General features: G+C 39.9%; 23 protein-coding genes. 5 read left to right on the plus strand and 18 right to left on the minus strand.

Going from position 1 to position 25864, the window contains the following annotated elements; genetic code table 11:
- Positions 1 to 5 precede the first annotated feature (5 nt).
- The 4 genes from ACTJJQ_RS16835 to ACTJJQ_RS16850 form a co-directional block, all read right to left on the minus strand.
- The gene (locus tag ACTJJQ_RS16835; RefSeq protein ID WP_335372608.1) at positions 6 to 1013 is read right to left on the minus strand and encodes a zinc-binding alcohol dehydrogenase family protein; all 1008 of its coding nucleotides are present in this window, start codon (positions 1011 to 1013) and stop codon (positions 6 to 8) included.
- An 89-nt stretch (positions 1014 to 1102) separates the two neighbouring features.
- On the minus strand, positions 1103 to 1600 hold the full coding sequence (locus tag ACTJJQ_RS16840; protein ID WP_335372607.1) for a hypothetical protein: 498 nt from the start codon (positions 1598 to 1600) through the stop codon (positions 1103 to 1105).
- 99 nt (positions 1601 to 1699) lie between these two features.
- Positions 1700 to 2458 carry an anti-sigma factor gene (locus ACTJJQ_RS16845; RefSeq protein ID WP_440600420.1) on the minus strand — a complete coding sequence of 253 codons (759 nt, stop codon included), beginning with the start codon at positions 2456 to 2458 and terminating at the stop codon, positions 1700 to 1702.
- The gene (locus tag ACTJJQ_RS16850; RefSeq protein ID WP_046527471.1) at positions 2455 to 3024 is read right to left on the minus strand and encodes an RNA polymerase sigma factor; all 570 of its coding nucleotides are present in this window, start codon (positions 3022 to 3024) and stop codon (positions 2455 to 2457) included. Before ACTJJQ_RS16850 ends, ACTJJQ_RS16845 begins: the two co-directional genes overlap by 4 nt.
- Before the next feature lie 354 nt (positions 3025 to 3378).
- Here ACTJJQ_RS16850 and ACTJJQ_RS16855 point away from each other — a divergent pair, with 354 nt between their 5' ends.
- Entirely contained in the window at positions 3379 to 3705 is a 327-nt protein-coding gene (locus ACTJJQ_RS16855) for a YnfA family protein (RefSeq protein WP_017358827.1), read from the plus strand.
- A gap of 45 nt (positions 3706 to 3750) precedes the next feature.
- On the opposite strand, the gene ACTJJQ_RS16860 is transcribed toward ACTJJQ_RS16855, so the two are convergent.
- From ACTJJQ_RS16860 to ACTJJQ_RS16890, 7 genes are all read right to left on the minus strand, one after another.
- Positions 3751 to 5466, minus strand: a complete 1716-nt coding sequence (locus ACTJJQ_RS16860; protein WP_282900554.1) for an ABC transporter ATP-binding protein — start codon at positions 5464 to 5466, stop codon at positions 3751 to 3753.
- Positions 5467 to 5478: 12 nt separating this feature from the next.
- Positions 5479 to 6405, minus strand: a complete 927-nt coding sequence (locus ACTJJQ_RS16865) for an ABC transporter substrate-binding protein (protein WP_017366861.1) — start codon at positions 6403 to 6405, stop codon at positions 5479 to 5481.
- Positions 6406 to 6516: 111 nt separating this feature from the next.
- Positions 6517 to 8121: a helix-turn-helix domain-containing protein gene (locus ACTJJQ_RS16870; protein WP_017366860.1), complete on the minus strand. Its 1605-nt coding sequence runs from the start codon at positions 8119 to 8121 to the stop codon at positions 6517 to 6519.
- A 75-nt stretch (positions 8122 to 8196) separates the two neighbouring features.
- Positions 8197 to 9237 (minus strand): NAD(P)/FAD-dependent oxidoreductase, encoded by a 1041-nt coding sequence (locus ACTJJQ_RS16875; RefSeq protein ID WP_017366859.1) that lies wholly within the window; start codon positions 9235 to 9237, stop codon positions 8197 to 8199.
- A gap of 153 nt (positions 9238 to 9390) precedes the next feature.
- Positions 9391 to 10020, minus strand: a complete 630-nt coding sequence (locus ACTJJQ_RS16880; protein WP_048002709.1) for a rhamnogalacturonan acetylesterase — start codon at positions 10018 to 10020, stop codon at positions 9391 to 9393.
- 129 nt (positions 10021 to 10149) lie between these two features.
- Positions 10150 to 10635 carry a DUF6884 domain-containing protein gene (locus ACTJJQ_RS16885; protein WP_268450711.1) on the minus strand — a complete coding sequence of 162 codons (486 nt, stop codon included), beginning with the start codon at positions 10633 to 10635 and terminating at the stop codon, positions 10150 to 10152.
- Positions 10632 to 11180, minus strand: a complete 549-nt coding sequence (locus ACTJJQ_RS16890) for a VanZ family protein (RefSeq protein WP_440600421.1) — start codon at positions 11178 to 11180, stop codon at positions 10632 to 10634. Before ACTJJQ_RS16890 ends, ACTJJQ_RS16885 begins: the two co-directional genes overlap by 4 nt.
- A gap of 164 nt (positions 11181 to 11344) precedes the next feature.
- Here ACTJJQ_RS16890 and ACTJJQ_RS16895 point away from each other — a divergent pair, with 164 nt between their 5' ends.
- The 3 genes from ACTJJQ_RS16895 (at position 11345) to ACTJJQ_RS16905 (ending at position 12663) form a co-directional block, all read left to right on the plus strand.
- Positions 11345 to 11923, plus strand: coding sequence for a TetR family transcriptional regulator (locus ACTJJQ_RS16895; protein ID WP_440600422.1), 579 nt, complete (start codon positions 11345 to 11347; stop codon positions 11921 to 11923).
- Positions 11924 to 12003: 80 nt separating this feature from the next.
- On the plus strand, positions 12004 to 12348 hold the full coding sequence (locus ACTJJQ_RS16900; RefSeq protein ID WP_003217798.1) for a DMT family transporter: 345 nt from the start codon (positions 12004 to 12006) through the stop codon (positions 12346 to 12348).
- Positions 12349 to 12663 carry a DMT family transporter gene (locus ACTJJQ_RS16905; protein WP_440600423.1) on the plus strand — a complete coding sequence of 105 codons (315 nt, stop codon included), beginning with the start codon at positions 12349 to 12351 and terminating at the stop codon, positions 12661 to 12663.
- Positions 12664 to 12703: 40 nt separating this feature from the next.
- Here the strand turns inward: ACTJJQ_RS16905 and ACTJJQ_RS16910 are convergent, their stop codons facing one another.
- From ACTJJQ_RS16910 to ACTJJQ_RS16925, 4 genes are all read right to left on the minus strand, one after another.
- The gene (locus ACTJJQ_RS16910) at positions 12704 to 13516 is read right to left on the minus strand and encodes a leucine-rich repeat domain-containing protein (RefSeq protein ID WP_440600424.1); all 813 of its coding nucleotides are present in this window, start codon (positions 13514 to 13516) and stop codon (positions 12704 to 12706) included.
- 414 nt (positions 13517 to 13930) lie between these two features.
- Positions 13931 to 14257 carry a hypothetical protein gene (locus ACTJJQ_RS16915; protein ID WP_048002713.1) on the minus strand — a complete coding sequence of 109 codons (327 nt, stop codon included), beginning with the start codon at positions 14255 to 14257 and terminating at the stop codon, positions 13931 to 13933.
- Positions 14250 to 14852, minus strand: a complete 603-nt coding sequence (locus tag ACTJJQ_RS16920; protein WP_008341713.1) for a class D sortase — start codon at positions 14850 to 14852, stop codon at positions 14250 to 14252. Before ACTJJQ_RS16920 ends, ACTJJQ_RS16915 begins: the two co-directional genes overlap by 8 nt.
- A gap of 21 nt (positions 14853 to 14873) precedes the next feature.
- Positions 14874 to 21017 (minus strand): SpaA isopeptide-forming pilin-related protein, encoded by a 6144-nt coding sequence (locus ACTJJQ_RS16925; RefSeq protein ID WP_440600425.1) that lies wholly within the window; start codon positions 21015 to 21017, stop codon positions 14874 to 14876.
- A 708-nt stretch (positions 21018 to 21725) separates the two neighbouring features.
- Between ACTJJQ_RS16925 and ACTJJQ_RS16930 the strand changes: the two genes are divergently transcribed.
- Positions 21726 to 23234, plus strand: coding sequence for a helix-turn-helix domain-containing protein (locus ACTJJQ_RS16930; RefSeq protein WP_440600426.1), 1509 nt, complete (start codon positions 21726 to 21728; stop codon positions 23232 to 23234).
- Positions 23235 to 23286: 52 nt separating this feature from the next.
- On the opposite strand, the gene ACTJJQ_RS16935 is transcribed toward ACTJJQ_RS16930, so the two are convergent.
- The 3 genes from ACTJJQ_RS16935 to ACTJJQ_RS16945 all read right to left on the minus strand — a co-directional run bounded on the left by ACTJJQ_RS16935 (position 23287) and on the right by ACTJJQ_RS16945 (position 25800).
- Positions 23287 to 23568, minus strand: coding sequence for a hypothetical protein (locus tag ACTJJQ_RS16935; protein WP_017366847.1), 282 nt, complete (start codon positions 23566 to 23568; stop codon positions 23287 to 23289).
- A 355-nt stretch (positions 23569 to 23923) separates the two neighbouring features.
- A complete protein-coding gene (locus ACTJJQ_RS16940; protein ID WP_440600427.1) occupies positions 23924 to 25207 on the minus strand; it encodes a hypothetical protein in 1284 nt (427 codons plus the stop codon).
- Between the two features lie 26 nt (positions 25208 to 25233).
- Complete coding sequence (locus tag ACTJJQ_RS16945; RefSeq protein ID WP_025206950.1) at positions 25234 to 25800, minus strand: hypothetical protein; 567 nt, start codon at positions 25798 to 25800, stop codon at positions 25234 to 25236.
- Positions 25801 to 25864 lie beyond the last annotated feature (64 nt).

Consider the following 25864-nt stretch of genomic DNA (forward strand, 5'->3'; position numbering starts at 1 on the left):
CCTCCTTAAAATCCTTCTAGAACAAATTTACCTATCATCTTCCCTTGCTCAAGTGTTTGATGTGCCTGCTTCAAATTGGCGGCATTGATGGGGCTGAGCACCTTTGTTAATGTATGTTTTAACTTCTTCTCTTCAAATAATGTACTCGCTTCTTTTAAAAGCTCGTGCTGCTTCATCATATCCGAGGTTTTGTACATCGGCCGTGTGAACATGAATTCCCATACAAATGCAGCACTTTTATTTTTGAGTAATTGAATGTCTAAATGGTGCTGATTTTCAACAATGGTACAGATCGTCCCTTGAGGTTTAATCGCTTCTGCCATCCCTTTGAAATGGCCATCTGTATCATTTAAGCATAAAATGTAATCCACTTCGCCAATCCCTTTTTCCCGAAGCTGCGCTAAGAGCGGCTGGTGATGGTCAATGATATGATCAGCCCCTAATGAGAGACACCATTCATTTGTTTCAGGTCTTGATGCAGTGGCGATCACAGTCGCCTTTGCTAATTTGGCGAGTTGAATGGCGATAGAGCCCACTCCGCCTGCTCCACCGATGATCAGCAAGGTCGAGCCTTCTGCATCCCGCTTCATATGCATTCGGTCGAATAGCGCTTCATATGCCGTAATTGTTGTAAGAGGCATGGCAGCTGCTTCGGCAAAAGAGAGATTTGCAGGCTTTTTCGCCACAATTCTCTCATCCACAAGCTGGTATTCACTATTTGAGCCTTGTCGCGTGATATCTCCTGCGTAATAGACATGGTCACCAGGCTGAAACAACGTACACGCTTCGCCCACTTCCATCACCGTACCGCTTGCATCGTAGCCAAGAATTTTCAGTTCTTCTTCTTTCTGATTCTTCGGTGACCTCACCTTTGTATCCACTGGATTCACCGACACAGCCTCTACTTTCACCAGAATATCCCTGCCAGCTGTTTTGGGCTTTGCCACCTCCTGATCGATCAAGCTTTGTTCATGCTCAATTGGCAAATACTCAAATAATCCAACTGCTTTCACTCGCTCGCACTCCCTTTCTCCATGCTTCTTTTCCACATTTTATCATACATTTCTGATGCTGATGGATCAGTCAGCAAGCGATTGCACATTTAGGATTTCTTCAAAGCCCTTCGTTCCCTCACGATGTAAGAAGGACGAGCCTTTTGTAAAGAGAGGACATAGGTGAACCAGCCGCTCGATTTAAAGAAGTACTGAACATAATAAAACTGAATGTGCTGAAAGAAAACGACGATGAACAGAAAAATTGTGAATAATAGCGTCACAATGTCTCCCTGCATCGATCCACTGATCAATAACATCACAAAACCGAGCATCATGAGCTGTTCGAGCCTCTGCATGATCAGGATAACGAGATGTCCCCGTTTGGTTAGGTCACCTGATTGACGCTTTCGAATGTTTCTTGATTTATAAAACCATACCATACTTGTCACTAGATGATGAATGATAAAAAGAGAGATCATGACCATCAATAAAGGAGTTGATTCAAAAAGGTCTTTTATAATGAATGGGATCACCAAAAAATAAAATGCGGTAAATGCGTGTCTAGCTGATAAGAGAAATAGTTGTTTTTCTATGTATCGCTGCATGTGCCTCACCTCTATATGTAGTACGTCTCATTTGTCATAAGGTTCCTTCTGCCTATCAAAAAAGGATGCCCTGAAAAAGGCATCCTTCATGAATCAAGCTTAAAATGCAGCACTCAGTACGACAGGGCCTTGCGGAAGCTTGTTATCCTTTTTTGGTTCAAGGGTGACAGCCACCGTATCCCATGATTCGTTTGCTTCTTTTTCAGATAACGCATAGGTGACGGTGCCCTCTCCTTTGCTATCTGTTTTAAAGGCACCGGCCGGAACGGGCTGATCTCCTTTAATGAGCCATACTTGATAAACAGCTGATGAATCAAGCTGGCCTTTTAATCCGTCGGCACTCACGACAAGCTCTTTTTTGCCGTGATGCTCAATCACTGAAAAAGCACCCGTTGTTTTTGCAGATTCAGCAGATGCCAGTGGTTTTGTCGCAACAACTTTGACAGGTTGTTCTGCTTGATCTGTTCCATTTGTTAAGAAATACACGTTCCCAGCTGCAGAAATGAGAAGTAGTGCAGCAACGAGAGGCAAAAGCCATTGATTTTTCTTCTTCATTGGCGGTTTCATCTCATTTGCATCACGAACCATTTTGAGATCTTGAGGCGGGTTCGATGTTGCAGCGATTGTTGTCTCTCGTATCTCTTCTTCAAATACTCTTGATAAAATGCGGTCTTTCATCCCTGCCGGAGGCGTTTCGTCCTCTGCTAGAAACGGAATATCAGACATGAGCGATGTCAGTTCTTCAAGCTCTTCTTTGCAAGCCGAGCAATGTTTGATGTGTTCTTCAAACTGCGCCTTTTCTTCTCCTTGTAAATGCCCGTTAAAGTAATCAATGACTTGATGTTTACACTGAGTCATGCCTCTTCCTCCTCCTTTCCTCCGCGAGACAGTTTCGTTCGTAAATGCTTCAATGACAATCGAACTCTTCCCTTCACCGTTCCAATAGGGATGCCTAGCTTTTCCGCAATGCTCTTTTGTGTCATTCCTTTAAAATAGACATCTTCGATGATGGTTTGCTGTTCTTTCGACAATGTTGATACTGCTTCACGTATGATTTGTTTTTCTTCGTTCCATTCTACTTCTTTTGACACATCTTCTTGATGATCTGCCAAGTATTCAATATGCTCATCTTCAAGAGCTGTTTCATTTCGGTGTTTCCTTAATAGATCGATTGCCGTGTTTCGTGACATCATAAATAACCATGAGGAAAATTTCCCTTTATCTGTATTGTATTCTCCTATGCCGCGCCAGAGCTTGATAAAGACTTCTTGAAGCACTTCCTCCGCCAGCTCACGGTTTCCAGTCATTTTATAAATAAACGAATATAACACACGTTCATAGCGATCGTACAATATTTCAAGCGAGGGCTTGTGTCGATCATGTTTGATCTTGTGATACAGCTCAAAATCCTTCAGTGTGTCCATGGTCATCTCCTTCCTTTTTCATGAGAAAGAGCATTATGCATTCATCATGAAATCTTCACGTATGGCTCATCACTCAAATTGCTGAGATAAGCCTCCTTTGTACTTTACTCTTTTTTCAAGGAGAAAAAAAGAGCGCTGAAAAAGGAAATGTGTTCCTCATGAGAATGTACTTACTAAACGGATGGATTGACCATTTGGATCACCCACCTCAAGGAAAGTCAAGAATGCATGTGTTTCATTCACTGTTCAGTTGATTTTAGCAAACTCTCATTAGTCTCTCAATTTACATCAGGTAGAACGCATCCTTTCATCATGTCATAATAGAACGAAACAGGAGAACTGGAGTGTCCGAAAATGATTGTAACGATTGTTCTTTTTTTATTAGCTGGTCTGGCTGAAATAGGCGGTGGTTATCTTGTCTGGCTGTGGCTGCGTGAAGCAAAACCCGTCAGCTACGGAATCGCAGGTAGCCTCATCTTGGTCGCTTACGGCGTCATCCCTACATTCCAGCAGTTCCCGACCTTTGGGCGGGTTTATGCGGCCTATGGCGGTGTTTTTGTCGTTCTCGCTGTGTTTTGGGGCTGGTGGGTCGATCGCAAAACCCCTGATTTCTATGACTGGATGGGTGCTTTGATCTGTTTAGCTGGTGTCAGTGTGATGTTATTTGCCCCCCGCAGTTAAATGATCACACGCTAAAAAGCCGGCAATATGCCGGCTTTTCCTCTTTTACATTCTAAATTGTGTTTCATACAAACGCCGGTACATCCCGTCCATTTCCAGCAGGTCTTCATGCCTGCCTTGCTCCTTGATGCCCTCTTTTGTTAAAACCACAATCCGGTCAGCATGCTGGATGGTTGCTAGGCGATGCGCAATAATAAACGTGGTTCGTCCTTCAGATAGTTCTTCAAGTGAGCCCTGAATAAAGGATTCTGTCTCCGTATCCAGAGAAGATGTGGCTTCATCTAAAATAAAAATTGGCGGATTTTTAAGGAAAATACGTGCAATGGAGATACGCTGTTTTTGTCCGCCAGATAACATCATTCCGCGTTCACCGATGATCGTATCAAGTCCATTTGGCAAGCTATTTACAAGATCCTTCAGTTGGGCTTTCTCCACTGCCTGCCACACTTCTTCATCAGATGCATCGAGTTTTCCGTATAAAATGTTTTCTCGGATGGTCCCATGGAATAAATAAATATCTTGCTGGACGACACCAATTTGTCTCCGCAACGAAGGCAGTGTCATCTTTCTTGTCTCTATGCCATCAATTGTAATGGTACCCTCCTGCCATTCGTAAAAACGTGGCAGCAAACTGCAAAGCGTCGATTTTCCAGCACCAGAGGGGCCTACGACCGCAATGGTCTCTCCTTGTTTCACCTCAAGATTGATGTCATGAAGAACCGGTTTGTCTAATTCATATTGAAAAGACACGTGCTCAAAAACGATATCCCCTTTCAACTGACCAACTTCAATGGCATCATCCGCGTCCTTTTCATCTGGCGATTGATCGATGAGTGATGCAAATCGTTTAAAGCCCGCTGCACCTTTTGGATACATTTCAATGACTGCATTGATTTGTTGAATGGGTCCTAAGAAGATGCCTGTTAATAGCACAAATGACACAAATTCCCCATACGTCATATTTTTTTGCAGCACAAACCATGCGCCGCATACAAGGCCAAACACTGTCACACTCTTAATAAGAAAATGACTAACAGCGGTATGCACAGCCATCATTTGGTATGTGGTTAGCTTTGTCTTTCTAAATTGCTCGTTATGTTCAATAAATCGGTCCATTTCATGTGATTCATTTCCGAATGCTTTCACAACCCGTATGCCACTAATATTGTTTTCCACACGTGAATGGAATTGACCAATACTCGAGAACATTTTATCAAAAGCAGCAGACATTTTTTTCGTAAAGTAGACGGATAATCCGATCAAGAATGGAACGACAATAAATGTGAGAACCGCCAGCTGCCAATTAATCGACAGCATCAAGCCAAAGGCACCTGTGAGTGTCATCACAGCGATAAATAAATCCTCCGGGCCATGATGCGCGATTTCTCCAATATCCATTAAATCATTTGTCATACGGGACACGAGTTTTCCCGTTTTCTTTTTGTCAAAGAAGCGAAAGGACATTCTTTGTACATGAGAAAATAGCTGATTCCTCATATCCGTTTCTATATTAATGCCTAATTTGTGCCCAAAATAGGTCACGACATAATGCATCGTAGAGCTGATCACGTATAAACTGAGGAGCAGAATGCCCCAAAACCAAATGGCATCCCAATCACCATTTGGCAGCAAATCGTCCATCACTTTACTGATGGCAAGGGGAAAGGATAATTCGAGTAAGGCTGCCAGTACTGCACAGGAAAAATCTAATATAAACAGCCCCATATATGGTTTGTAGTATGAGAAGAAACGCTTTAACAATTGACAGACCTCCTACCGATCAGACATTTCTGTCAATATGTCAGCAAACTCTTCCGCCTGATTTGCTACTGCAATCGGATCGTAAGGCCAGAAGAACTCTGTATCCATTTGATAGGTCTGCTCTTTTTTGACAGATTCTAGACTCTTCCAAATAGAATTGTTTTTATCAAATGTTCCGCCGTTGCTTTCATCAATGAAAATGTAGTCTCCTGCATATTCTGGAAGGGTTTCATAAGAAATGACCTCATACCCTGTCTTACTTTTTAAAATCGTATCTCTGACCTGTTTTGGCGGGTTTACCTGTAATTGCTGATATAATGCCTGCCCGCCTCGGTAAATTCCGTTACCATATACATAGACATCATTTTTAAAAGCGCCCATGATCGAGACCGTTTCATTCTCTTTTAAAGCAGACTTCACTTTTTTTCTAGCAGCCTCGATTCGTTGATCGAAGGCGGTGAGGAATGCTTTTCCTTCCTCTTCTTTATTTAAAACTTTTGCCAGTGTCGTCAATTCTTCATGCGCATCTTTGAAAGAGCCGTAAGGATACACGATGGTAGGGGCTATTTTTTTGTACACATCATAGACTTTTTCATCCTGTACTGCTGTGATAATCAGATCAGGCTTTAAGCTAAGTGCTTTTTCAGCTGAACGCTCGTCACTGATGTCCTCTATTCCTTTTATCTTGTCTTTCAAGTGTACGTTCTTTAAATCCTGCGTGGTCGATCCAACAGGCTGAACGTCAAGTGCAATCACACTCCCTAAATATCCATCTACGAGAATTCGTTTAGGTTCAGCTGGAATCTCTATCTTTCCTTTCACTGTTTCAACCGTTTTCGTTTCTTGCTTTGATTCTGCTGTTTTGGCTTGTTCTTTATTGCCACAGGCCGTCAATATCATTAGAAGAATGACAGCACATATCCAATACGTCTTTTTCATCTCCATATTCCTCCTTCATTTTCGCCACTACAAATGAGAATAGTTATCAATTACTAGTCTCATGTATTCTATCAACCTCACCCGTAGTGGTCTATGGAGGATTCTCGCAACTTACATATGGACAATTGTTGGATAGGCTGGCTGTGTCAATTGAGAGACAAACCGGTCCATCAAAAGAAGTGCACGCTCTCCTTCATCAAATCGAAACTCCTCCAGTTTTACTGGATAAAAGGTACCATTTTTCACAGCCGATAATTGACGAAGAACATCACTTTCTTCCATTCGCTTGTCCATTTGCTTATACCACCCATATTGGTCAGAGACAATAAAAAACATATGATCCGCCTCGTATTCTCCAAGTCTCTCTAAAGGAATGACTGTATGTTGATTAGGAAGAAGAACTTCTTCTAAAATGGCTTTTGGAGGTTTTAAGCCAAGCGTTTCGTAAAGATAGAAGGCCCCTCTTGCCTCATAGGACCACATATACACTTTGTCATGTCCTCTCATTTCATAGATCGCAACGGTCTCGCCTTTTTCTCTAAAGGAAGACAGGTTGTTTCTTGCCTGTTGACTAAGCTGTTCAAATCGTTTCACCCAATCGTTTGCCTCGTGTTCTCTTCCTAAAAGGCGTCCTATAGACAGTACCTCTTGTACAGCATGATGACCGACGTATGGCAGAACAAGAACTGGTGCGATTTGCTCCAACCGCTTGATCAATGCAGGTTTTGAATAGTAATAGTTAGGGACGATGATGACATCTAATTGAAGTGATTTGAAGACGTCATCAGGCGTGTGTTCATTTATGACGAGCGAACTGGCCAGATGTTCTTTGAGTATATCTGAATGGAGATAGGTTTCTTCGTCAATACAAACAGGCTCAATGCCTATTGCGACCAATGACCCGACAAATTGAAAAGCAGCAATCCGCTCTGGTCTTCGGTTCATTCGAAACTGACTGGGCGTTCTTCCTGTTTTTTGACGGAACTTCCTGCTGAAATATAAACTGTCTGCATACCCGACTTGCCGTGCTATGATTTGAATTTGATCGTCTGTTTGTAAAAGACGTTTTTTGGCTTCGTCTATTCGAATTTGTGCAATGTATTCTGTCACACTCATCCCCATACTTTGTTTGAAAAAGGTAGAAAAGTAACTTTCATGAAACCCCATCTTATGAGCTAAGTCTTTTCTTGTTAGTTTTTGATTATAATGTGCAGTCATATACTGCAAGATCATGTTAATCGAATAATGCACTTTTTCGTTGTATGGCTTGGATTGTTTGCGGAAAATGAACATGATTTCTTCCAGCCATTTCGCCTGTTCTTGTACGATTTGGCTCGTCTGTATTTGTTTGATGTAAGAAAAAAGGACGGCAGAGCCTTTCACCACTTCACCGTTATCAGGGAGGTCATCGTGATTCACCTTATAGACCAATTCATTTTGTGCATCATGTGCCAGAGTGAATTGATCAAATGTGACAGTATAGATCACCACTTGCTCGCTGGACAAAGATTGAATCATGACATCTATACCTGAGCGGATCAATACACTGTCTTTGGCGTTTAGCTCATATCGAATTCCTTCCATATCAAGTCTCACCGCACCGTCCGTTGTCAAGAACATCAGTGAAGATGTTTGCCATGAGTCCGTTTGTTTCACAGAAAGAGATCGTTTACTGCTTTCTTTCATGCGAAGAATTGTATGAGTATAGGCGGTCATTTTCTCTTTCTCCTTCCATATAAAAAAGTGCTAAAATAAACCATTTTAGCACTTCAATGTCTGACTGAATGGTGATTATCGCGCTCCAGCCGTTTGTAATTCTTTGTTTTTCTCTTTAAAGCGTTCATTATGTGAAGACACGTACGCTACTTTTTCTGCTTCTGGTTCGATGTATAGCTTTGCGCTATTGAGTGCATTAACTCCATCAACAAACGTACCGGCAATTAAACGCACTTTACTTTTATGTGTGCATAAGTCGCCAACTGCATAGACGCCAGGTAAATTGGTTTCCATCTTTTCATTGACCTCGATGAGTCCCCACTCACCTTGCTTGAGTCCCCATTCTGATAGAACACTTAAATCACCTTTCATGCCATGGTTGACGATGACAGCATCGGTTTCGATTCGTTCGATGTCGCCTGTTTCTAAGTGCTGAATGGTGACGGCTTCAATTTTGTCACCTTGACCATGAAGCTCTGTGAGTTCATGCGGTGTGAGAATGCGAGCACTAGATGCTTTCATGTTGGCGACGTTTTTTTCATGTCCGCCAAACATATCACGACGATGCACAACGGTCACACTTTCAGCAATTGGAACGAGGGCATTTGCCCAATCAACAGCTGAATCTCCGCCTCCAGAGATGACTACCCGCTTTCCTGCAAACGTCTTTAGCTCCTGCACGGTGTAATAAAGGTTTGTTACCTCATAACGGTCTGCATGCTCGATTTCAAGTTTTCGCTGAACTGGAATTCCGTGACCCATGGCTAAGATGAGGGTCTTTGTCAAATGACGATCGCCATTTTCAGCCGTCAGCAGGATATGACCATGCTCATCCCGCTCGAATTGCGTGATTTTTTGATTCAACGCAATCTCTGGTTCAAATGTTTTCGCCTGTGTTTCTAGCTGCTGAATCAGCTGTTCACCTCTTGTTGGCGGCAAACCACCCACATCCCATATGACTTTTTCAGGATAGAGGAGGATTTTTCCGCCAAGGCTTTCGTTATACTCCAGTACCTTCGTCTTTAAATCCCGCATCCCACTATAAAAGGCAGTGTACATTCCTGCTGGACCGCCGCCAATAATGGTGACGTCAAACAATTCAAGCTGATCTGTCATTTGAGTCCCTCCGTTTTTTCATTGAATGATCTATTTATCGTTGATATTGATTCTCATTATCATATGTATCTATTGTAGTCTACTCTAGCGAAGGGAATCAATAGCTTTCTGCAAAAAAAGAACAGGACGAGCGCTTTCTCGTCCTGTCATCCATCACACAATCGTTAATCCAAGGTCCTTTAATTCCAGCGAAACAAGTCTTGCAATCGCATCTGCTCCTTCTTTTGTAAAGTGCGTGCGATCCTCTATGCCTGTTGACAGCATAAAGTAAGAAGTCGTTTTCTCTATGCCGGAAATTTGATAAAACTGGAGACTAACTGTATTTAAATCAACGAGAAGAACTTCTTCTTCATCGGCTAGTTCTTTCATCGCGGCACAGTAATCAGGGAAATCATTGATATATTCTCCGTCTTTTTCATGAAAGCGGCCGACTGGCGTTAATAAAAGCGGTGTAGCTCCTTTCGCTCTTGCTCCGTGAATATATTGAGACAAATAGCTTTTATACGTTGTGAAAGGATCTGTATGCCGTTCGGGCTTCTCCGTTGAAGCATCATTGTGCCCCATTTGTGTAAACAGCCAGTCCCCAGGCTGAATGTCAGCCAATATTTTATCAAGCCGTCCTTCTTCAATGAATGTTTTTGAGCTTCTTCCACCGATTGCGCGGTTGTCGACGCTCACACCCTGCGCTGTGTAGCGATGTAAAAACTCTCCCCATCCTCCTTGAACAGGACGATCTGGATAAGATGCAACGGTTGAATCACCAGCTAAATAGATGGTTGTCATGTTCATACGCCTCCTTTTTCATTGAGCCACCTCTTCAAGAGCGATGCAGACGCTAGTGGCTACTGAAAAGATATGAAACCATTCACATCGCTTATTCAATGATTCTCTTTTTTGTGCTGAAAACCCTGCTTACGATGAGATATGAGTGTATGAAATATGCGGCGGAAGTTCTATTTTTGTCTCAGTCGCTCTCTTTAATGCCTGAAGCATATAGCCAATGCCTTGATAGGGAGCGAGCGGATAATTCGCCTTTTGGTGAGGCTGTAATAAAGGATCGATCACTTTCCGATATTTCTTTCCGCCTAGTATGACTAACTCATCATATACAGCGAGATTTTTTTCATCAAATTGATGACTCAGTTCTTCTCGTGTCACCTGTTCCTTGTGCGGTTTGCCAAAAGCCACATCATAATTTTCATGAATCATGTCCCCCGCCTTTAGGAATCCGTGCTTTGCGGATAAAATCATCCAGTCTGAAAAGAATGTTTGAGCATAGATTTTCGTTCGCTGATGCAGCGGACTCAAGTAGACGAGATCCGCTGGCTGGCTTCCTGCCTCTGGATTCACGTCCCATATTTTCTTGGCGCCGCACGGGATGATACATATTCGCTTCATCTCTTATTCTCCTTTCTTCGCTGGTATGTTACATAGACGATACAGCCTAGTGCCGTTCCAAGTGTATTTAAGATCATATCATCTATATCACTGCTTCTTGTAATCATACCAGATTGTGAGAATATCCATTGAAGGATTTCAATGATCGCTGACAAGATCAACCCAGCCAGCACCGCCTTTTGAAAGCGACATTTCCGAAAAGCTTGATATAGAAAAAAACCGAGCGGCACAAATAAGAGAATGTTCCCTGCCAAATTTAACAAGACAAGGTTTGGATAGCCATGCTGAAAGGCGTGTAGGTTTTGTTGAATGGAGTGGAAGAGAATCAGATTGACGCTCACTTGATCTTTTGGTGCTGAAAAGCGATTCGGAAAGACCGTTAAATAAAAGAGAACATTCGTATATACAAATAGAAAAGCAAGGACCATTTCTGTTCGTAAATAGATAAAACGTTGCTGCTTTTTTGCCAGTCTATATCTCATATTTAGATAGAACGGGACGAGCAGAAGAAAATAAGCCATTGAAAACATAGCACTGGATGTCATACAAATAGCTGCCCCTTTCTTACATCATGCTTGACCATATTACAGGTTATTCAAGCTTTCCTGTATCTATTCATCACTTATTCTCACAATTCATGCGATATTGACAAATCGTCATTTTCTCGGTATACTGACTGACATTCAGTCATTTTAAGGTCGGTGATCCTGTGTCAAAACGAGAAAAAATTATGCTTGCTGCGATTGATGCCTTTAAAGAGAAGGGAATTGAAAAGACGACTATATCGGATATTGTGAAAACTGCAGGTGTTGCGCAAGGAACTTTTTATTTATATTTTCCTTCAAAGCTGTCTGTCATGCCTGCCATCGCTGAACATCTGATCGCACAGATGGTACCAGCCATTGAAATGGAACTCACTCAGCATGCGGATGTACTTGATCAAGCAGATGCGCTAGTTGAATTTATTTTCTCTTTTACAAGACAATACCGTGATGTCCTTGCCCTGACCTACTCAGGTTTAGCTGCCACCGAGCATCTAAAGGAATGGGAAGATATTTATGAGCCGATTTACAAATGGGTCGCTGCTTTTTTAGAAAAAGCTAAGCGGGACAAAAGAGTCCGTGCGAACTTGAACTGTCAATATGCTGCGAAATTCATTATCGGTTTACTTGAATCGTCTGCTGAGCAAATGTACTTATTTACAGAAACAGATACAGAAGAGGTTCTGATTCAAAAGCGAGAGGTGAAGCAATTTCTCCTTTACGCACTAGGCATAGAGACACCTTAACTTAGTACAGCACTTGCTGTACGCTCTTTTTTGGCTTCAAAATGACGAATCGTCAGTTTTCAGTTTTAGGAGGAAATACGATGAAAAAAAGCTGGATGTATGTTGCACTCACATGTTTATTTGAATTACTTTGGGTGTTTGGTTTAAATAGAGCTGATGCTGTGTGGGAGTGGGCGATCATTATCTGCCTGATCCCGGTTGATTTTTATTTTTTAATGAAAGCTTGCGAGAAGCTGCCGACTGGGACTGTGTACGCCGTGTTTGCCGGAGTTGGAACGATTGGTACGTCTTTGATGGATTATGCGCTGTTCGGCGGTTCATTTTCATTAGAAAAGCTTTTATTTATGGGTATTTTAATTCTCGGAATTATTGGACTGAAAGTGTCTGATGGAGATGCACATGAGCAGAAAGGAGAAGCGGTATAAATGGGCTGGTTTTTTGTACTGTTGGCCTCTGCCTGTGAAATTGGCGGAACCATTGGTCTCAATATGTTTAGTAAGAAAAAGCAACTCACGACAGGTATTATATTTGTCGGCGGATTTGCCTTATCCTTTTTGTTTTTGTACACCTCGTTCTCTTCCGTTCAAGTGTCCGTTGCCTATACGGTTTGGATTGGACTTGGAACAGCGGGTTCTGTCTTGTTTAATATGATTCTATTTAAAGAGCCGAAAAACATGATTCGTATCCTCAGCTTGCTGCTGATTGTGATTGGCGTCGTTGGGCTGAAGTTGTTTGCGTAATAGAAAAAGCAATGGAATAGATTGTCCATTGCTTTTTAAGTTAATTTTTATACTTTTCTTGGTACGCTTTAAATTGTTCTTCGTATTTTTGCAACTTTTCCCCATCGACTTTTGAATTTAATTTCGGTTTCCGCTTTCCAATCACCATCACATCTTTATCTACAATAGGACTTGATAAAAAGATGTATGGTGCAAAACGATCACACTTCGTATTTGGAAGGGTTACGGATAATCTAGCATATTCTTCTGTCGGGAATTGGTTTGAAATGTCAAGTTCCTTGAGTCCCTCTAATGCCGATATTGGCTCTAAAGACTCGTCCTTCACTTTTATATTTGATAAGCACAGATATTTTAAATTCTTGAGGTATCTTAAAGGTTGTAGAGTATTTAAGTTTAATGAATTCCAAATCCCACCTGACAATTGCAACCATTCTAAACCAGTGTTTTTTTGCAAAGGAGCTATGTCATTCAACTTTGAAAAATCTGTTATGGATAAAGATTTCAAAAAAGTATTTTTTGATAAATCCCATAAACTTTGTGCCTTTGTATTCCATTCAAGTGCCAATACCTCAACATCTTTAAGAGAACTAATGATTGATAAATCTTCTACTCTCAGTTCACGCATATAGAGCATTTTAGGGTTAACTAAGCTCAAGATCGTATTAAATTCCTTTTGGCTCACTTTGTAAATCCACAATTTCGTCAGGTTAGAAAAAGAGTTCAACCTTTCAATATTTTTTGTTTTTCCTGTGATTACTAACTCTGTGGAATTTTCATCTATGTCGGCTAAATCATGAACAGCTTCTGGTCGTGCATCATGACGAAAAATATATTCAGGGTCTTCTTTTAACATTCTTTTACCTCCACACCTACTAATGATGGATATTTAAATGAATTTTATCAGAGTTTTGGAGTCAAAACATGATTCTTTCCGATCTTTCTGCCGAAGAAATAGAGGAAGGAATAAAAACTAGATGATCTTCTTTGTCCGTTTAACCACAATCCGCTAGTTATTACGCCTGTTTTCAATCCATTTTATAAAATCTTTATTATCTAAAATATGGAGCAACAACATATCAACGACTTCGCTTTCATTATACTCCATATATTCTGCACAGGTCTTGACGATAGCTTGTACTCTTTCATATAAACAAATAAAAGAACTCCAATTCATATACGAATTAGAGTCCTCATTATATGACTAATACAACTTTCCCACCTTAAAACCGAACCCGTTCATTAAAGATCTTTCTTTTTTATTTCTCGTTTAATGTGGATCATGCTGCTCAAGCAAGAAATCCATTGCGTAAATCGATTCGCCTTTTTCATCCAATAAAAAGTACACAATCAAAGGCTCTCCAAAGGACCCTATCTGCTGCGTGAACAAAACACATGTGAATTTTTCAATACCTATCGGAATCTTCCTTCTTAATAAAGGATGAAGAATAGGCGAAGTCCGAATTGTATCTATATCCACATCCCAACGTTCGTTTTTTAAAGTGGGATAATGCTCTACTAACAATTGGTGTAACATGTCGGTCGTGAGCGTTGCTTTTCCATCAAACTCATCATCTATTATGTTGGTGTTATACATCCGACGGTTGCTTATCCTTTGAAGCATTGATTCGTATTCCTTTTAAGACAAATCGTTTCTGGCCATCAAGAGTACAAGTGATCAATGTCAGTTCATTTTTCCCGCGATCCTTTAGTACATCAACATCCGTCGGTTCTATCGTAGCTGAGCTGACAATTTTGTATTCGTATGTTTCTGCTTGATGATGTAAGACGACTTTTTCTCCTTTAGGCACCTCTGGCAGCTGCCGGAAAAGCCGGTCGCCCCTATACCCTCTATGGCCTGCAATCGTGAAATTTCCTTCCCCTGGCATTTGATGAGATTTGATTTGAGTCAGTGCAATACTTAAATTTTCTTTTGATGTAACAGGTAGCACTTTTTCATTTAAATCAATTGACGGGATCTCAAGCTCCATCGTATCTCGCAGGTCTTCTTCTGACACAGTTAAATGTGGAATAGAAGAAAGGGCATCACTGTCATTTTCTTCAATCATTTTCAATGCCTCTTCCATGGCTGCTGCCTCTTGAGACGTTCGCCACTCATATAGAAAAGGAACGGAGATGAGCATTAGTCCTGCGACCACCAAAAAGCTGCCTAATAAGGTTCTTTTTTTCATCAATACACTCGTTCCTTCCTTTTACTGAATGGTCCTTCTTCTGACTACAAGAAGAACAGTTCCAGACACTACTAGTAAAATCCCTGCATACATCAAATAACGTAGCCATTCTTCCCCAGTCTTTGGCAATTCACCGTTTGAGTCATGAGGCGGATGTTGATCCCCTTGATCTGAAGCTGGAGGATTTGTGTGGTCCACTTCATTCTTCATTGGAGCATTTTTCACAATCAATGTCTTGATCTCCACTTCGCCCATTTGAATTGTAAAAGCGAGTGGTTTTTTTAACGCTACATAACCATTTGGAGCTTTCGTCTCTGTGAGTGTATATTCACCAGGTTTAAGCCCTTTGACAATGGCTTCTCCGTCTTTTCCTGTTGTCACAGATTTGATGATTTTCCCAGCTTTTGTACGAATGTCAAAGGCTGCACCTTTTAAGGTTCTATCAGTCTGCTGGTCTACCTTTATGATACGCAGACTTCCTAAAATCAAGTGATTCTTCGCTGTTAATTGAAGAGGCTTCTGCTGATTTTTCTCAATCGTAAACCGGATCGGCTGATCATCTAATTCATAGCCATGAGGCGCTTTCGTTTCAACGAATTGATATTCTCCCGGTTTTAGATCGTTGATGTGAAGCTTTCCTTTTTGATCCGTTACAAGTGATTTCTTCAGCGTTTTCCCGTCTTTACTCTGAAGAGCAAACTCTGCGTTTTCCAGCGTGTGTCCCTCATCATCTACTTTGGTCAGTTCCACTGCTCCCGGCGTCAGTTTGTTGATCATTTCTACTTTTGTGGGTTTGTCTTGACCTAATCGAATCGTAAATGAGACAGGTGTCTGATCCAATTCATAGCCGGCAATGCTTGCTGTTTCGACAAATTGGTAGGTTCCTGGCTTCAGTTGATCGACTGTCAGTTGACCGTTTTTGTCTGTCTTTAAGTCTTTCTTCACACGCTGATCGTGCGCATCAATCAGGTCAAAGGTCACGCCAGCGAGCAACTGACCATCCTCCCCTTTTTTCTCAAGCTTCACAGCACTTGTCGTCCGAATATTTTCTTTCGTCACTTTCACCAGTTGATTTGGATTGAAATCAATCTTGAAGTCTACTGGTTCTGCATCAAGTTGATGTCCAAAAGGAGCCTTTGTTTCAACCAATTGATAAGCGCCTGGTTTCAAATCGTTGACAGTGATGATGCCTTTTTCATTTGTTGTTAAACCTGACATCAATTCTTTACCATCGTCATTGAAAAGTGTAAATTCTGCGCCTTTCAATCTTTCTTGTTCTTCCCCTATTTTAGTTAGTTCTACAGAACCTTTCTTGAGCTGATTGATGGCCTCCACTTGAATCAAGTCTTTTTGACCTAATTCAACTTCAAAGACAAGTGGTTTCGCACTCAATTCATAGCCTTCAAGACTCTTTCTTTCAACAAATTGATAGGTTCCAGGTTTAAGACCTGTGAAGGTAATCTTTCCATCCTGATTGGTTGTAATCCCTTCTCCTCCTGCCACTATCTTTCCTTTGGCATCAGATAGATCAAAGACAACCCCTTCTAATGATTTCCCATCTTCGCCTGTTTTGTGTAATAGCACTCCGCCAGTTGTGCGGCTATTTTCTTTTGTCACACTGACCAGCTTCTCAGGGTTAAATGGAATAGCAAAAGTGACAGGTGTTTCGTCAAGCTCATGACCGAATGGCGCCTTCGTTTCAACAAACTGATAGGTTCCAGGTTTCAGATTGTTGACGATGATCTTCCCGTTCTCATCTGTGACAAGACCTGTTTTTATCTCTTTTCCATTTGCATCTACTAGCTTGAATTCTGCTCCTTCAAGCACATCATTCTTTTCACCGAGTTTCGTGAGCTGGACAGCTCCAGTTTTGAGATCATTGATCACTTTGATCTCTGCCGGTTTTTTTTGTGCGATTTCGATGGTAAACGGATAAGGTTTATTTTTCTTTTGGTAACCATCAATACTCTCTGTCTCCACAAGCTGATATTTGCCCGGTTTGAGGTCATCGACCAACAGCTTCCCATCTTCATCTGTTGTCAAATCTTTACGCACGACTTTGTCATTTTGATCCAAGACTTCAAATCGAACACCTTGAAGCTTCTTGCCATCTTCCCCTTCTTTCATCACTTCTAATGCACTTGTTTCATAGAGGTTCTTTTGTGAAATGATGACTGGTTCTTTTGGATCGAGTGGTACTTCAAATGTGATGGGTGTTTCATCTAATACATAACCGTCTGGTGCGTTTGTTTCGATGAGCTGATACGAACCCGGTCTTAGTTCATTGATCGTGATCTTGCCATCTTTTCCTGTGACAAGCGCACCATTTAGCTCATGCCCATCTTGATCTAAGAGCTTGAACTGTGCACCTTCTAGTCTCTCTCCGCCTTCACCTATTTTGCTCAATTCTGCAGAGCCTTTGATGATGTCATTTACTGCGGTGACAACCGTTGTTTCTGTTTGATTTTCTTTAATGGTGAACGGCCATTTTTGCTGATTTAATTGATAGCCTTTCGGTGCGTTTGTTTCAACAAAATAATAGGAACCTGGCTCAAGATGTTTGAATAGGATTTCTCCTTTTTCATCCGTTTTCAAATGGGTTTGGACGGTATCTCCAGATTCATTTTTCAGTTCAAATTCTGCATTTTCTAATGCCGCACCCGTTTCTTTGTCTTTTTTCGTGAGCTTCACATGCTGGCGGATTTCTTGGTTTTGCACCGTCATGCTGTTTCCTATTTTCGTTTGATCTCCTGATTCGTAAGGCTGATCAATCGTGACATTGATCGGTTCCTTCGTTTTCAAATAACCATCAGGTGCTTTCTCTTCTGTCACGATATAGTCACCATACAGAAGACGATCAAATCGAAGAGCTCCTTCTTCATCTGTTGTCTTTGTTCCAATGACGATACCGCTCGCAGCATCTGTCAGAGAAAAGGTTGCTCCTTTTAGCGCTTTTCCACCACTCGCATCTACCTTTTTAATGGTTAAAGCGCCAATCGCTCCTGTGCCATCTCCCATGCCAGCGGTACGTTTGACCACAATTGAGGCTTCGGATTCCTTTTTGATTTCTTTTACATTTTCACCTCTAAACGTTACTTCGTTTTGAAGTGTACTTCCCACCTTATCTAAAATGAGAGATTGGTATTCTAAAATATAGGGTCTCGTGATTTCTTCTTTAAATTTGATTTGAAAAGAATCTGGATCGAATTCAAGGTCTAGTTCATAATCCTTCCCTTTTTCAAGCTCATCCTTTTTAGTCACTTGCCCTTTTTCATCTATTGTTGTCGAATACAGATGAAATGAGTTTTCTATTATGGCTTGATTACTGCTCGGATGGTCGATAATCGTCGCATCTTGGACTGTTGATTGACCAAAGTTGATATTCAGTTTCCAATCAATGACTTTCCCTTGTTGATTTCCTGACTTGCTCGTGTATTTCCCTCCATTTGGAATGGACACCACAGCATTCACGTCTGATTCTTTCGTCTTCCCATCATAAAGGGTCGCTTTATTTTCGTAGGTTTTCTGTACTAAATCCATTCCTTCAACACTTGTTTGATACGTGATTTTGTATGGGGAATCAATGGCATGTTTGAAAATGACTTCGAAGCCTGATTCTCCCTTTTCATTTTCAAGGAATTTGATGTCATAATGTTCTTTCGCTAATACTTCTTTTTCTTCCGCACCATTTTCCCCGCCTTGTAAATCAAGCGAGTAGACGATAATTGAATCTTTAAGCAAACGCTGATTTCCTTGAATGAAATCCTCGATTTTCGCCTCTTCTAGATGCTTCAAATTATAGTTCACACCGATATTCCATGTGATCTCTTTTTTCTTTGCATCATATGTTCCATTCTTGAACCCATTGGACTGCGTGTATGTGTCAGGCGTAAAGACAGATTGGTTTTCCTTCGTCAAATCCTTGCCATCTTCATTTACCCATTCAAGTTTTACATGGTTACGCAAGTTCTTTTGATCTTTATCTGCTCTTTTTTCATAATCAAAAGACGTTGTATATGTGATAGTATGTTCTGTCTTGATTTCTTTCGTAAATTGAATATCAAATCCATTTGCATGTTCAACGATTTGATAATCTGTGCCTTCTTCAAGCACTGTATTACCTGTCGTCACTTTTAAACTATCTTTTTGCAGCGTCAATCCTTCGTTTGTAAACGTATCTTTTAATATCACGTTGTTCATGGTTTGTTGATCTTTGTTGAAGATGATACGCCATGGAATGGTCTTGTTCTTGTAATCCGGTGTTCCGTGGTCTTTCGTTAGGATTTGCTGATCAATTCTTTGCTTCCCTTGTTCGCTCTCTTTGCCAGCTGTTACAGTATTGATAATGTCTTCAGCTTCGAAAATTCGCTCGGTTGCTTTTGTTTGATATGTGATCAGGTAAGCCGAGTGGATATCTTGATTGAATTGCAAGGTAAACCCGTTTTGTTCATCCTTTTTTTGAGGTTGAACCACATAATCTTCAAACGCTTTTGTTCCTGATTCTTTGCCATTCTCATCAATTGTGACTTTTTTGACTTGAATTGAATCAGATATTAGCGCCTGTGTACCGTTAAAGAAGTCTTCTATTAAAGCATCCTTTTGAGCCAGCTTTTTTTCGTTATAGTTATACCGAATTTCCCAAGTAATCGTTTGAGTGACTGGATCGTAGTGGGCGGCTTTTTTATTTAAAGGACTGCCTCTTGTCACATTCACGGTTCCTTCTGCTGAACTAATCTCTTTATCAGCAGAGACAAGGGACGCTTTATTACGAAACACAGACTGATCTTGATTCGTAATGTCCGTTTCATACATTAAACGGTAAGCGAGATGCACGTCATCTTTAAATTCGATCGTGAAATCTTGACCATCTGCTGTTTGGCCGATGGTGTAGTGATTTTCGTCAAGCAGCTGTCCAAGCGATGTTTCACCATTTAGCTTTGTATCTACACGATAAAGCTTGATTGAATCTTTTTTTAACGCTTGACCTTCTTGAATCGGATCTAACAGTTTCGCTTGTTTCACATCATCTAAGTCCATATTAAAATCGACTGTCCATTGAATGGTTTCAGCATTGTAAGATCGATTGGGTTCTCCCTTTTTAGAGACATTCGGACCATTTGGAATGTATTGAATCGGAATCGATATCGTATCTTTGCCTTCAATCGGGGTAATCACCACTTCTTTTTCTTCAGTGATCACTGTTTGTTTATCTAATTGTGTCCATACTTGAAGTGTTCCTTGGATATTTGAATATTGTTTAATAAAATCTGTGAACTCGATGGAGGCATTTCCGCTTTCATCTACAGAAAAATAGCCGATGATCGATTGATTAAATTTCATCTCGAGTCGATCGATTTTTTCGTAAATGACTAATTCCTCTGGAACCTTGAAATGGAATTCATCCCCGCCATTATAGTTATGACCATTCGGGATGGCCCACTTATAGTTAATGGAAATCAGTGAGTTGACGTCAGACTTATCAACTGAATTACCTTCCTGATCTTCAAAAATTAATTTCGCATCAGTAAGGAGATTTTCTTGTATCTGCATTTGTTTTGAAACACTTTGCAATCCTACACGATTAGACACGTTCACTTTGTTTTTTAGTAACTCATCTTCATCGCTTTGTGTCTTTTGAACAGTTTCTTGATTGTTAGCAGCTTTGTCTTTCTCCGATGAGGTTGAATCATCTTTTGAAAGATTTTCTTTATGCTCATTTTGCTTTGTTTTCTCTTTTTTCTCAGCTATACTGGTGACGTCAATATCTATAGATCCTTCTAAATTCGGATCAAGCTCAATATCCTCATTGAATGTGACAGTCACTTCATTTTGTTTTGAAACGGTATACTCACCAACAGGGATGTCATCGACAGTAATGCGTTCTTTCTGCTCCTTCTCTACCTGAATGACTGATGGAAGAGAGAGAATATACGGATACTGCTTTTTGAGATCAATTCCTTTGATAGACCAATGCACAATGGCCTTTCTAACTTGCTGATCTTCTTTGTTTGATAACTTGTTGCCTTCGCTATCAGCAAACTCAATATTCACATAAATATTCTCTTGAATGTCTTTAGCTTGTGCCCCTGCTAAAGGCAAGATTCCTAATATACTAGACTGTATGACTAACACCGCAATGAGAGCCAATGACAATATTCTTTTCAATACATCCACCCTTTTCTAAAATTAATTTTCAACAATGATAAAAAATCAGTTGTATACTCTCAGATCGATCACTCCGCTTCTGATCAAATATTTTCTAAAAAAATGTACCTTAAGACCCTATGAATAAGATGAGTTGATCAATCATGAATTGAAAGGAAATCATGAGTAGTGGGTATAGTAACTAGATAGGGGTCTATAGCAATGGGGAATAGTGAGAGGGAACATGAAAAGAATAAATGTGAATTTTTCTATTTATACTGGAATGAACAACAAATGATTAGTACATGCATATATAAGCATGTATTCACATATAGAGCGTTCATATAAAACAAGCATGTATCATATGGTATGTATGGTGAGATAGTTCAGCATCATATAGATCGCATTCCTTCTACTCCCTTCCATATGGTAATCAAAAAGCCGATGCTTTTTATTCTTACTTTTACCGTTTGAGCAGCAAAAAGATAAACAAAATGATCCATTTTTATGGGATTCATGGCATACTTATCATCTTTTAAAAGAAAGATATGGAGAATTAGGGTATAACATTTGTTTTCGTCTAATTTTTTTCTCTTTTATTATGAAAAGTGAAGACAAAACGATTTAGCCTAAACATTAAAATCATTTTATGCCTATTTAGAAATTAAAATGTTCTTTAAGTGAACTTCATAATATAAAGGCAAGCCAAGGGAAGGAGTTAGTTGTTTAATGGAGCTCATTGATAATAAATCAAAGAGATGGATAAAAATTCTAAAACTGCTTGTATCAAAAGATAAGTGGTGGAGCCTTCAAGAGATATCGAATGAACAAATCGGTTCGGTTCGTGCCATTCAAAACGATTTAGAACAAATGAAATCGTTCCAAACAGAGAATGGAGAAGCGTTAATCCACATAAAGCCAAGACAAGGCATATCCATTTGTAATACGCAGACGATACGAGTGGATTACTATATCAAAGAAATTCTAAAGGATACGATTGAAATTCGATTGATTGACGGCGTTTTCTTTGAACAAAACAGGTCTTTCTATGAATGGATGGACACGCTGAATATCAGTAGATCCACATTGTATAACACCATACATAAAATCAATTCGCTTCTTACCTCGTATGACATTGAGTTACGACCAGATAGTATGCAGTTCCATGGAAATGAGAAGGAGATTCGTCAATTTTTTGTGGAATTTTTGTTTGAAGTCTATGGAAGCAGGCTTTGGCCATTCGATGATATTCAAAAGCAAGAAGCAGTTGATTTTTTACAAAAGCTATTTCAGGTGCTCGAAGTCAATCTACCTGATGTGGCTTTAGATAAATTTTGCCTATGGCTCGCCGTTTCCATACACCGATTGAGGAAAAATTTTACCATACGACGCAATTATAGGTACTCAATGGATAAGGAAAAACAAACATCTACAGCTAAAGGTATCTATAAACAAATCAAAAACTTGGAAGAACACGTTTGCCAAATGACAAAGGACACTTTTGGTGTTACATTGGATCGTCACGAATTTGTCTTTTTATTATTGATTGAACCAGCTATTGGCCATTATAAATCAATTGAAACGGTCGAAGAAAAATTGACGTTCTTTCAATCGCATACACCACAGCTCTTTGAAGCCATTCATTCCTTTATCAATCAATTGGAGTTGATTTTTCATCAAGAGGTGGCTAATCGCAAGGCGATGACACTGATTCTTCTACAATATTATGTGTATTCTAGGGAAATTACCGTAAGAGATGGATTCCTTTTCAAAAAGAAATCGAGTTATTTATCAGAGGTAAAAAAACAGCTTCCTTACTTCTATTCGAGGATTACTCATATCATCCAAGAGTTAAAAACAGACGATATACTCGCTTCTTTTGTGAAAAATGAACGAGAATTGATTCGTATCATTACTTCTAACTGGAGAGGGCTTGTTCATTTGGAAATGGATCGGAGAAACGTGTTGAACATTTTTGTCATTTCAACATTAGGTTATAATCATAGTTTGTTTATTGCGGATTTAATTAAATTAAGATTGCCTCCTCTCATTCATATTTTCACAAGTCCAGAAAATACATTAAATGAACTGACAATGGATCGACTTGGGATTGATATGATTGTGACCGATACTGAGCTTCCTCATCAATTAGGACGGTCTACGCTGCTGATCAGCTCTTTTCCAACAAAGAAAGAATTGGACAACTTGCAATCTAGATTGGTTGATATGACAAACTAAGTTTCACCAAAAAAGCTGCTGAGACATGCTCAAGCAGCTTTTTGGTTCTGTATTAATGAAGCACGATTTGTTCATTCATCAAATCAATGGCGTAAAGCGATTGCCCATATTCATCTAATAAAAGGTATACTTTGAGCGGGGCAGTGGTTTGATCTGTTTGCTGCGTGAATAGGACACAAGTGAATTTTTCAATCCCATCTGGCAGCTTGCTTTTCAGAAAAGGATGAAGAATAGGAGAGATTCGAAGGGTATCAACATCTTTCAGCCAAAGCTCATCTTGTAACGCAGGATAATGGTCAACCAAAAACTGACGAAACACTTCCAATGTACTCAAGGTAGATATCCTCACTTTCTTCTAACTTGGCTTCAAACTCACCTAAAAACAAACGGAACCAACTCATCATATGATCTCGGTACACATATTTTCGCATACGGCTTGAGACACAATCACTCACTTTTTAGACATGAACTGTAGATCGACTGTACTGTCACGAATGTTTAATATGTATAACGTTTCCTATGTCATCTCATTGACTCCACCACGAATCCAAACAATGGACCTATGATCATATTCTTACCTGTTTTCTTTCGTGATGAAACGACAACTTCCTGCTACAATATTCCATTTTTCTGCAAAAAAGAGGGAGTTGGGACAAAAAAAGAACAGCTCCTCACTGTTCTTTTGGAAGTTATGAAAGGTCTGTCAAAGAGAACACTTCGCCGCTCACTGCATCAATGCCATCATGACAATCGAGCCTGCCGCATAAAACATATTGTTTTTGCACATCGTCATAGACATAGATAGGTGTAAGTTCGAGGCGTTCTTTCAATGTTTCAAAGGCTTGTTTCTGAGTTATGGTGATTTCACTAGCTGTTTGAGATGGATTGAGTATCCCACATACTTGAAACATCTCTTTTTTATCTATGTAATTAATGGCTTCAAAAGTGTTGGCATCAATGAAGACCTTGATTTTATCCATAAATCCACAGCCTTCTTGTTCATTCGTTTTTAATATCGCATGGATGTATCCGTGATCACGTTGGAGTGTTTTTAGAACCCACTTTCCTGTATCCTTTGGATATTTTTGCGCCAAGAAGGTGCAGACTGCTTTGATACACTCATCCTGGTCTTCTTTTGATATCGGGAGGGAATCTGGTGATGATTCCAATGAGAAAGCTTGTTCAGCTGAAATGTTCTCATGAATGTCCATTTCCTTTTTTTCAAAGGCACTGTTTATCGGTTCATTCCACTCAATGACTTCATTCATGTGTATACAATGCGTTTCTTCACGCCCAACCTCAAACGGAAGAGTTCCTGTTCCATCGTTCTTCACATAGATTTCTTCTAACGCATAAATAGACCGGATTTGATTGTGCTCGAAGGAAGGCCATTGAAACATCTGCACTTGCTGCTCAGCTAAGTTCTCCACCTGATCAAGGGAAAGCACATATTCCTCATCTTTCAGTAATGTTTTGGCTAAAAATGGACCGTGGAGTGTAAAGTACATGAGCTGTCCATGTTCATTCCATTTCACTTCGATTCTGCCTGAAGGTGTTACTTTCACACCATCTATTGCTTCTTCGAAAGAAAGTTCCCCTTTTTCCTTCTGATGCATATGAAAATGCTCTCCATAGATCAATCCTGTTTCTTGTTCGATCCATTGAATGACATGAGCTGGATAAGGTCTCTTAAACGTGACACCATGCTGCGCATAGGTTTTGTCCATAACAAAAATAACTGATTCGGTCTGTCCTGTATTCAAGTTCACTTCAATGACAGCTGTGCCGTCTGGGTTTAGATCATCGTCCTCAGGTTCCGTTTCATGAGAGGGAAACCATTCCATATTCAATGTATACACCGTTTCATTGAACATATTGACGTAGCGATGAAAACTGTGTCTTTTTAGATAGTAAAGATCTAAGCCAAATGTCACCTTTGTCTGGTCGATCAGTTGTTGAATGTTTGCATTCAATAAATTCACCTCAAAATGATGATGTTTTATGGAAGAATAAAAATAACGATAAAGATGAAAATGACGATTGCCATAAAAAATCCTAATGCGATTGCCATTATATTTGACTCTTTTGTGTAGCCTGTTAATTCACCTACAGTCGATCGGTCAATTTTTCTAAAACGAAAAAGCATGCTTATATTTAAAATGGCTAGAACCATCAAAAACAAGAAAATGATCAATGCAGGATCGACGTCACTGAATGCATTATCCACATTTTGTAAAGTGAATGATTGAATAAACATAATGACACTCAATATGATTTTCCACACATGATCTAACCGTTTTTCTTTTTCCCACTCTTTCCCTAATTTCTCTTTTTCATAAATAGCTACCTGCTCTAAAATAGGGATGAAAGACTTTGTTGTTCCTTTTCTGATAAAGCCTAAAATGCCTTGGATAAGGATTAAAATTCCTAAACAAAAAAGGAAATGTGTCAGTTGGATTTTAACAATTTGAATCAACATAAAAAAAATGATGATCATAAGTCCGACAAATAAATTAGAGATAGCGATTTGTTTTGTCCTCATCTTTTTTAGTGCAGCTTGTTCCATGTGATAAACTCCTCCTCGTTTCAAATTTTTCTGATAAACGCTCTATCCTTATTACGATTTTAAC

The sequence above is a fragment of the Bacillus sp. 22483 genome (assembly GCF_052044605.1).
Taxonomy (GTDB): Bacteria; Bacillota; Bacilli; order Bacillales; family Bacillaceae; genus Bacillus; species Bacillus altitudinis.

Coding starts and splice junctions, on each gene's coding strand:
- ACTJJQ_RS16850 (WP_046527471.1), bottom strand. CDS start 3,024: ATGGACACACTGAAGGATTTTGAGCTGTATCACAAGATCAAACATGAT.
- ACTJJQ_RS16845 (WP_440600420.1), bottom strand. CDS start 2,458: ATGACTCAGTGTAAACATCAAGTCATTGATTACTTTAACGGGCATTTA.
- ACTJJQ_RS16930 (WP_440600426.1), top strand. CDS start 21,726: ATGGAGCTCATTGATAATAAATCAAAGAGATGGATAAAAATTCTAAAA.
- ACTJJQ_RS16905 (WP_440600423.1), top strand. CDS start 12,349: ATGGGCTGGTTTTTTGTACTGTTGGCCTCTGCCTGTGAAATTGGCGGA.
- ACTJJQ_RS16900 (WP_003217798.1), top strand. CDS start 12,004: ATGAAAAAAAGCTGGATGTATGTTGCACTCACATGTTTATTTGAATTA.
- ACTJJQ_RS16865 (WP_017366861.1), bottom strand. CDS start 6,405: ATGAAAAAGACGTATTGGATATGTGCTGTCATTCTTCTAATGATATTG.
- ACTJJQ_RS16875 (WP_017366859.1), bottom strand. CDS start 9,237: ATGACAGATCAGCTTGAATTGTTTGACGTCACCATTATTGGCGGCGGT.
- ACTJJQ_RS16915 (WP_048002713.1), bottom strand. CDS start 14,257: ATGTATAACACCAACATAATAGATGATGAGTTTGATGGAAAAGCAACG.
- ACTJJQ_RS16910 (WP_440600424.1), bottom strand. CDS start 13,516: ATGTTAAAAGAAGACCCTGAATATATTTTTCGTCATGATGCACGACCA.
- ACTJJQ_RS16870 (WP_017366860.1), bottom strand. CDS start 8,121: ATGACCGCCTATACTCATACAATTCTTCGCATGAAAGAAAGCAGTAAA.
- ACTJJQ_RS16880 (WP_048002709.1), bottom strand. CDS start 10,020: ATGACAACCATCTATTTAGCTGGTGATTCAACCGTTGCATCTTATCCA.
- ACTJJQ_RS16890 (WP_440600421.1), bottom strand. CDS start 11,180: ATGACATCCAGTGCTATGTTTTCAATGGCTTATTTTCTTCTGCTCGTC.
- ACTJJQ_RS16920 (WP_008341713.1), bottom strand. CDS start 14,852: ATGAAAAAAAGAACCTTATTAGGCAGCTTTTTGGTGGTCGCAGGACTA.
- ACTJJQ_RS16840 (WP_335372607.1), bottom strand. CDS start 1,600: ATGCAGCGATACATAGAAAAACAACTATTTCTCTTATCAGCTAGACAC.
- ACTJJQ_RS16855 (WP_017358827.1), top strand. CDS start 3,379: ATGATTGTAACGATTGTTCTTTTTTTATTAGCTGGTCTGGCTGAAATA.
- ACTJJQ_RS16945 (WP_025206950.1), bottom strand. CDS start 25,800: ATGGAACAAGCTGCACTAAAAAAGATGAGGACAAAACAAATCGCTATC.
- ACTJJQ_RS16885 (WP_268450711.1), bottom strand. CDS start 10,635: ATGAAGCGAATATGTATCATCCCGTGCGGCGCCAAGAAAATATGGGAC.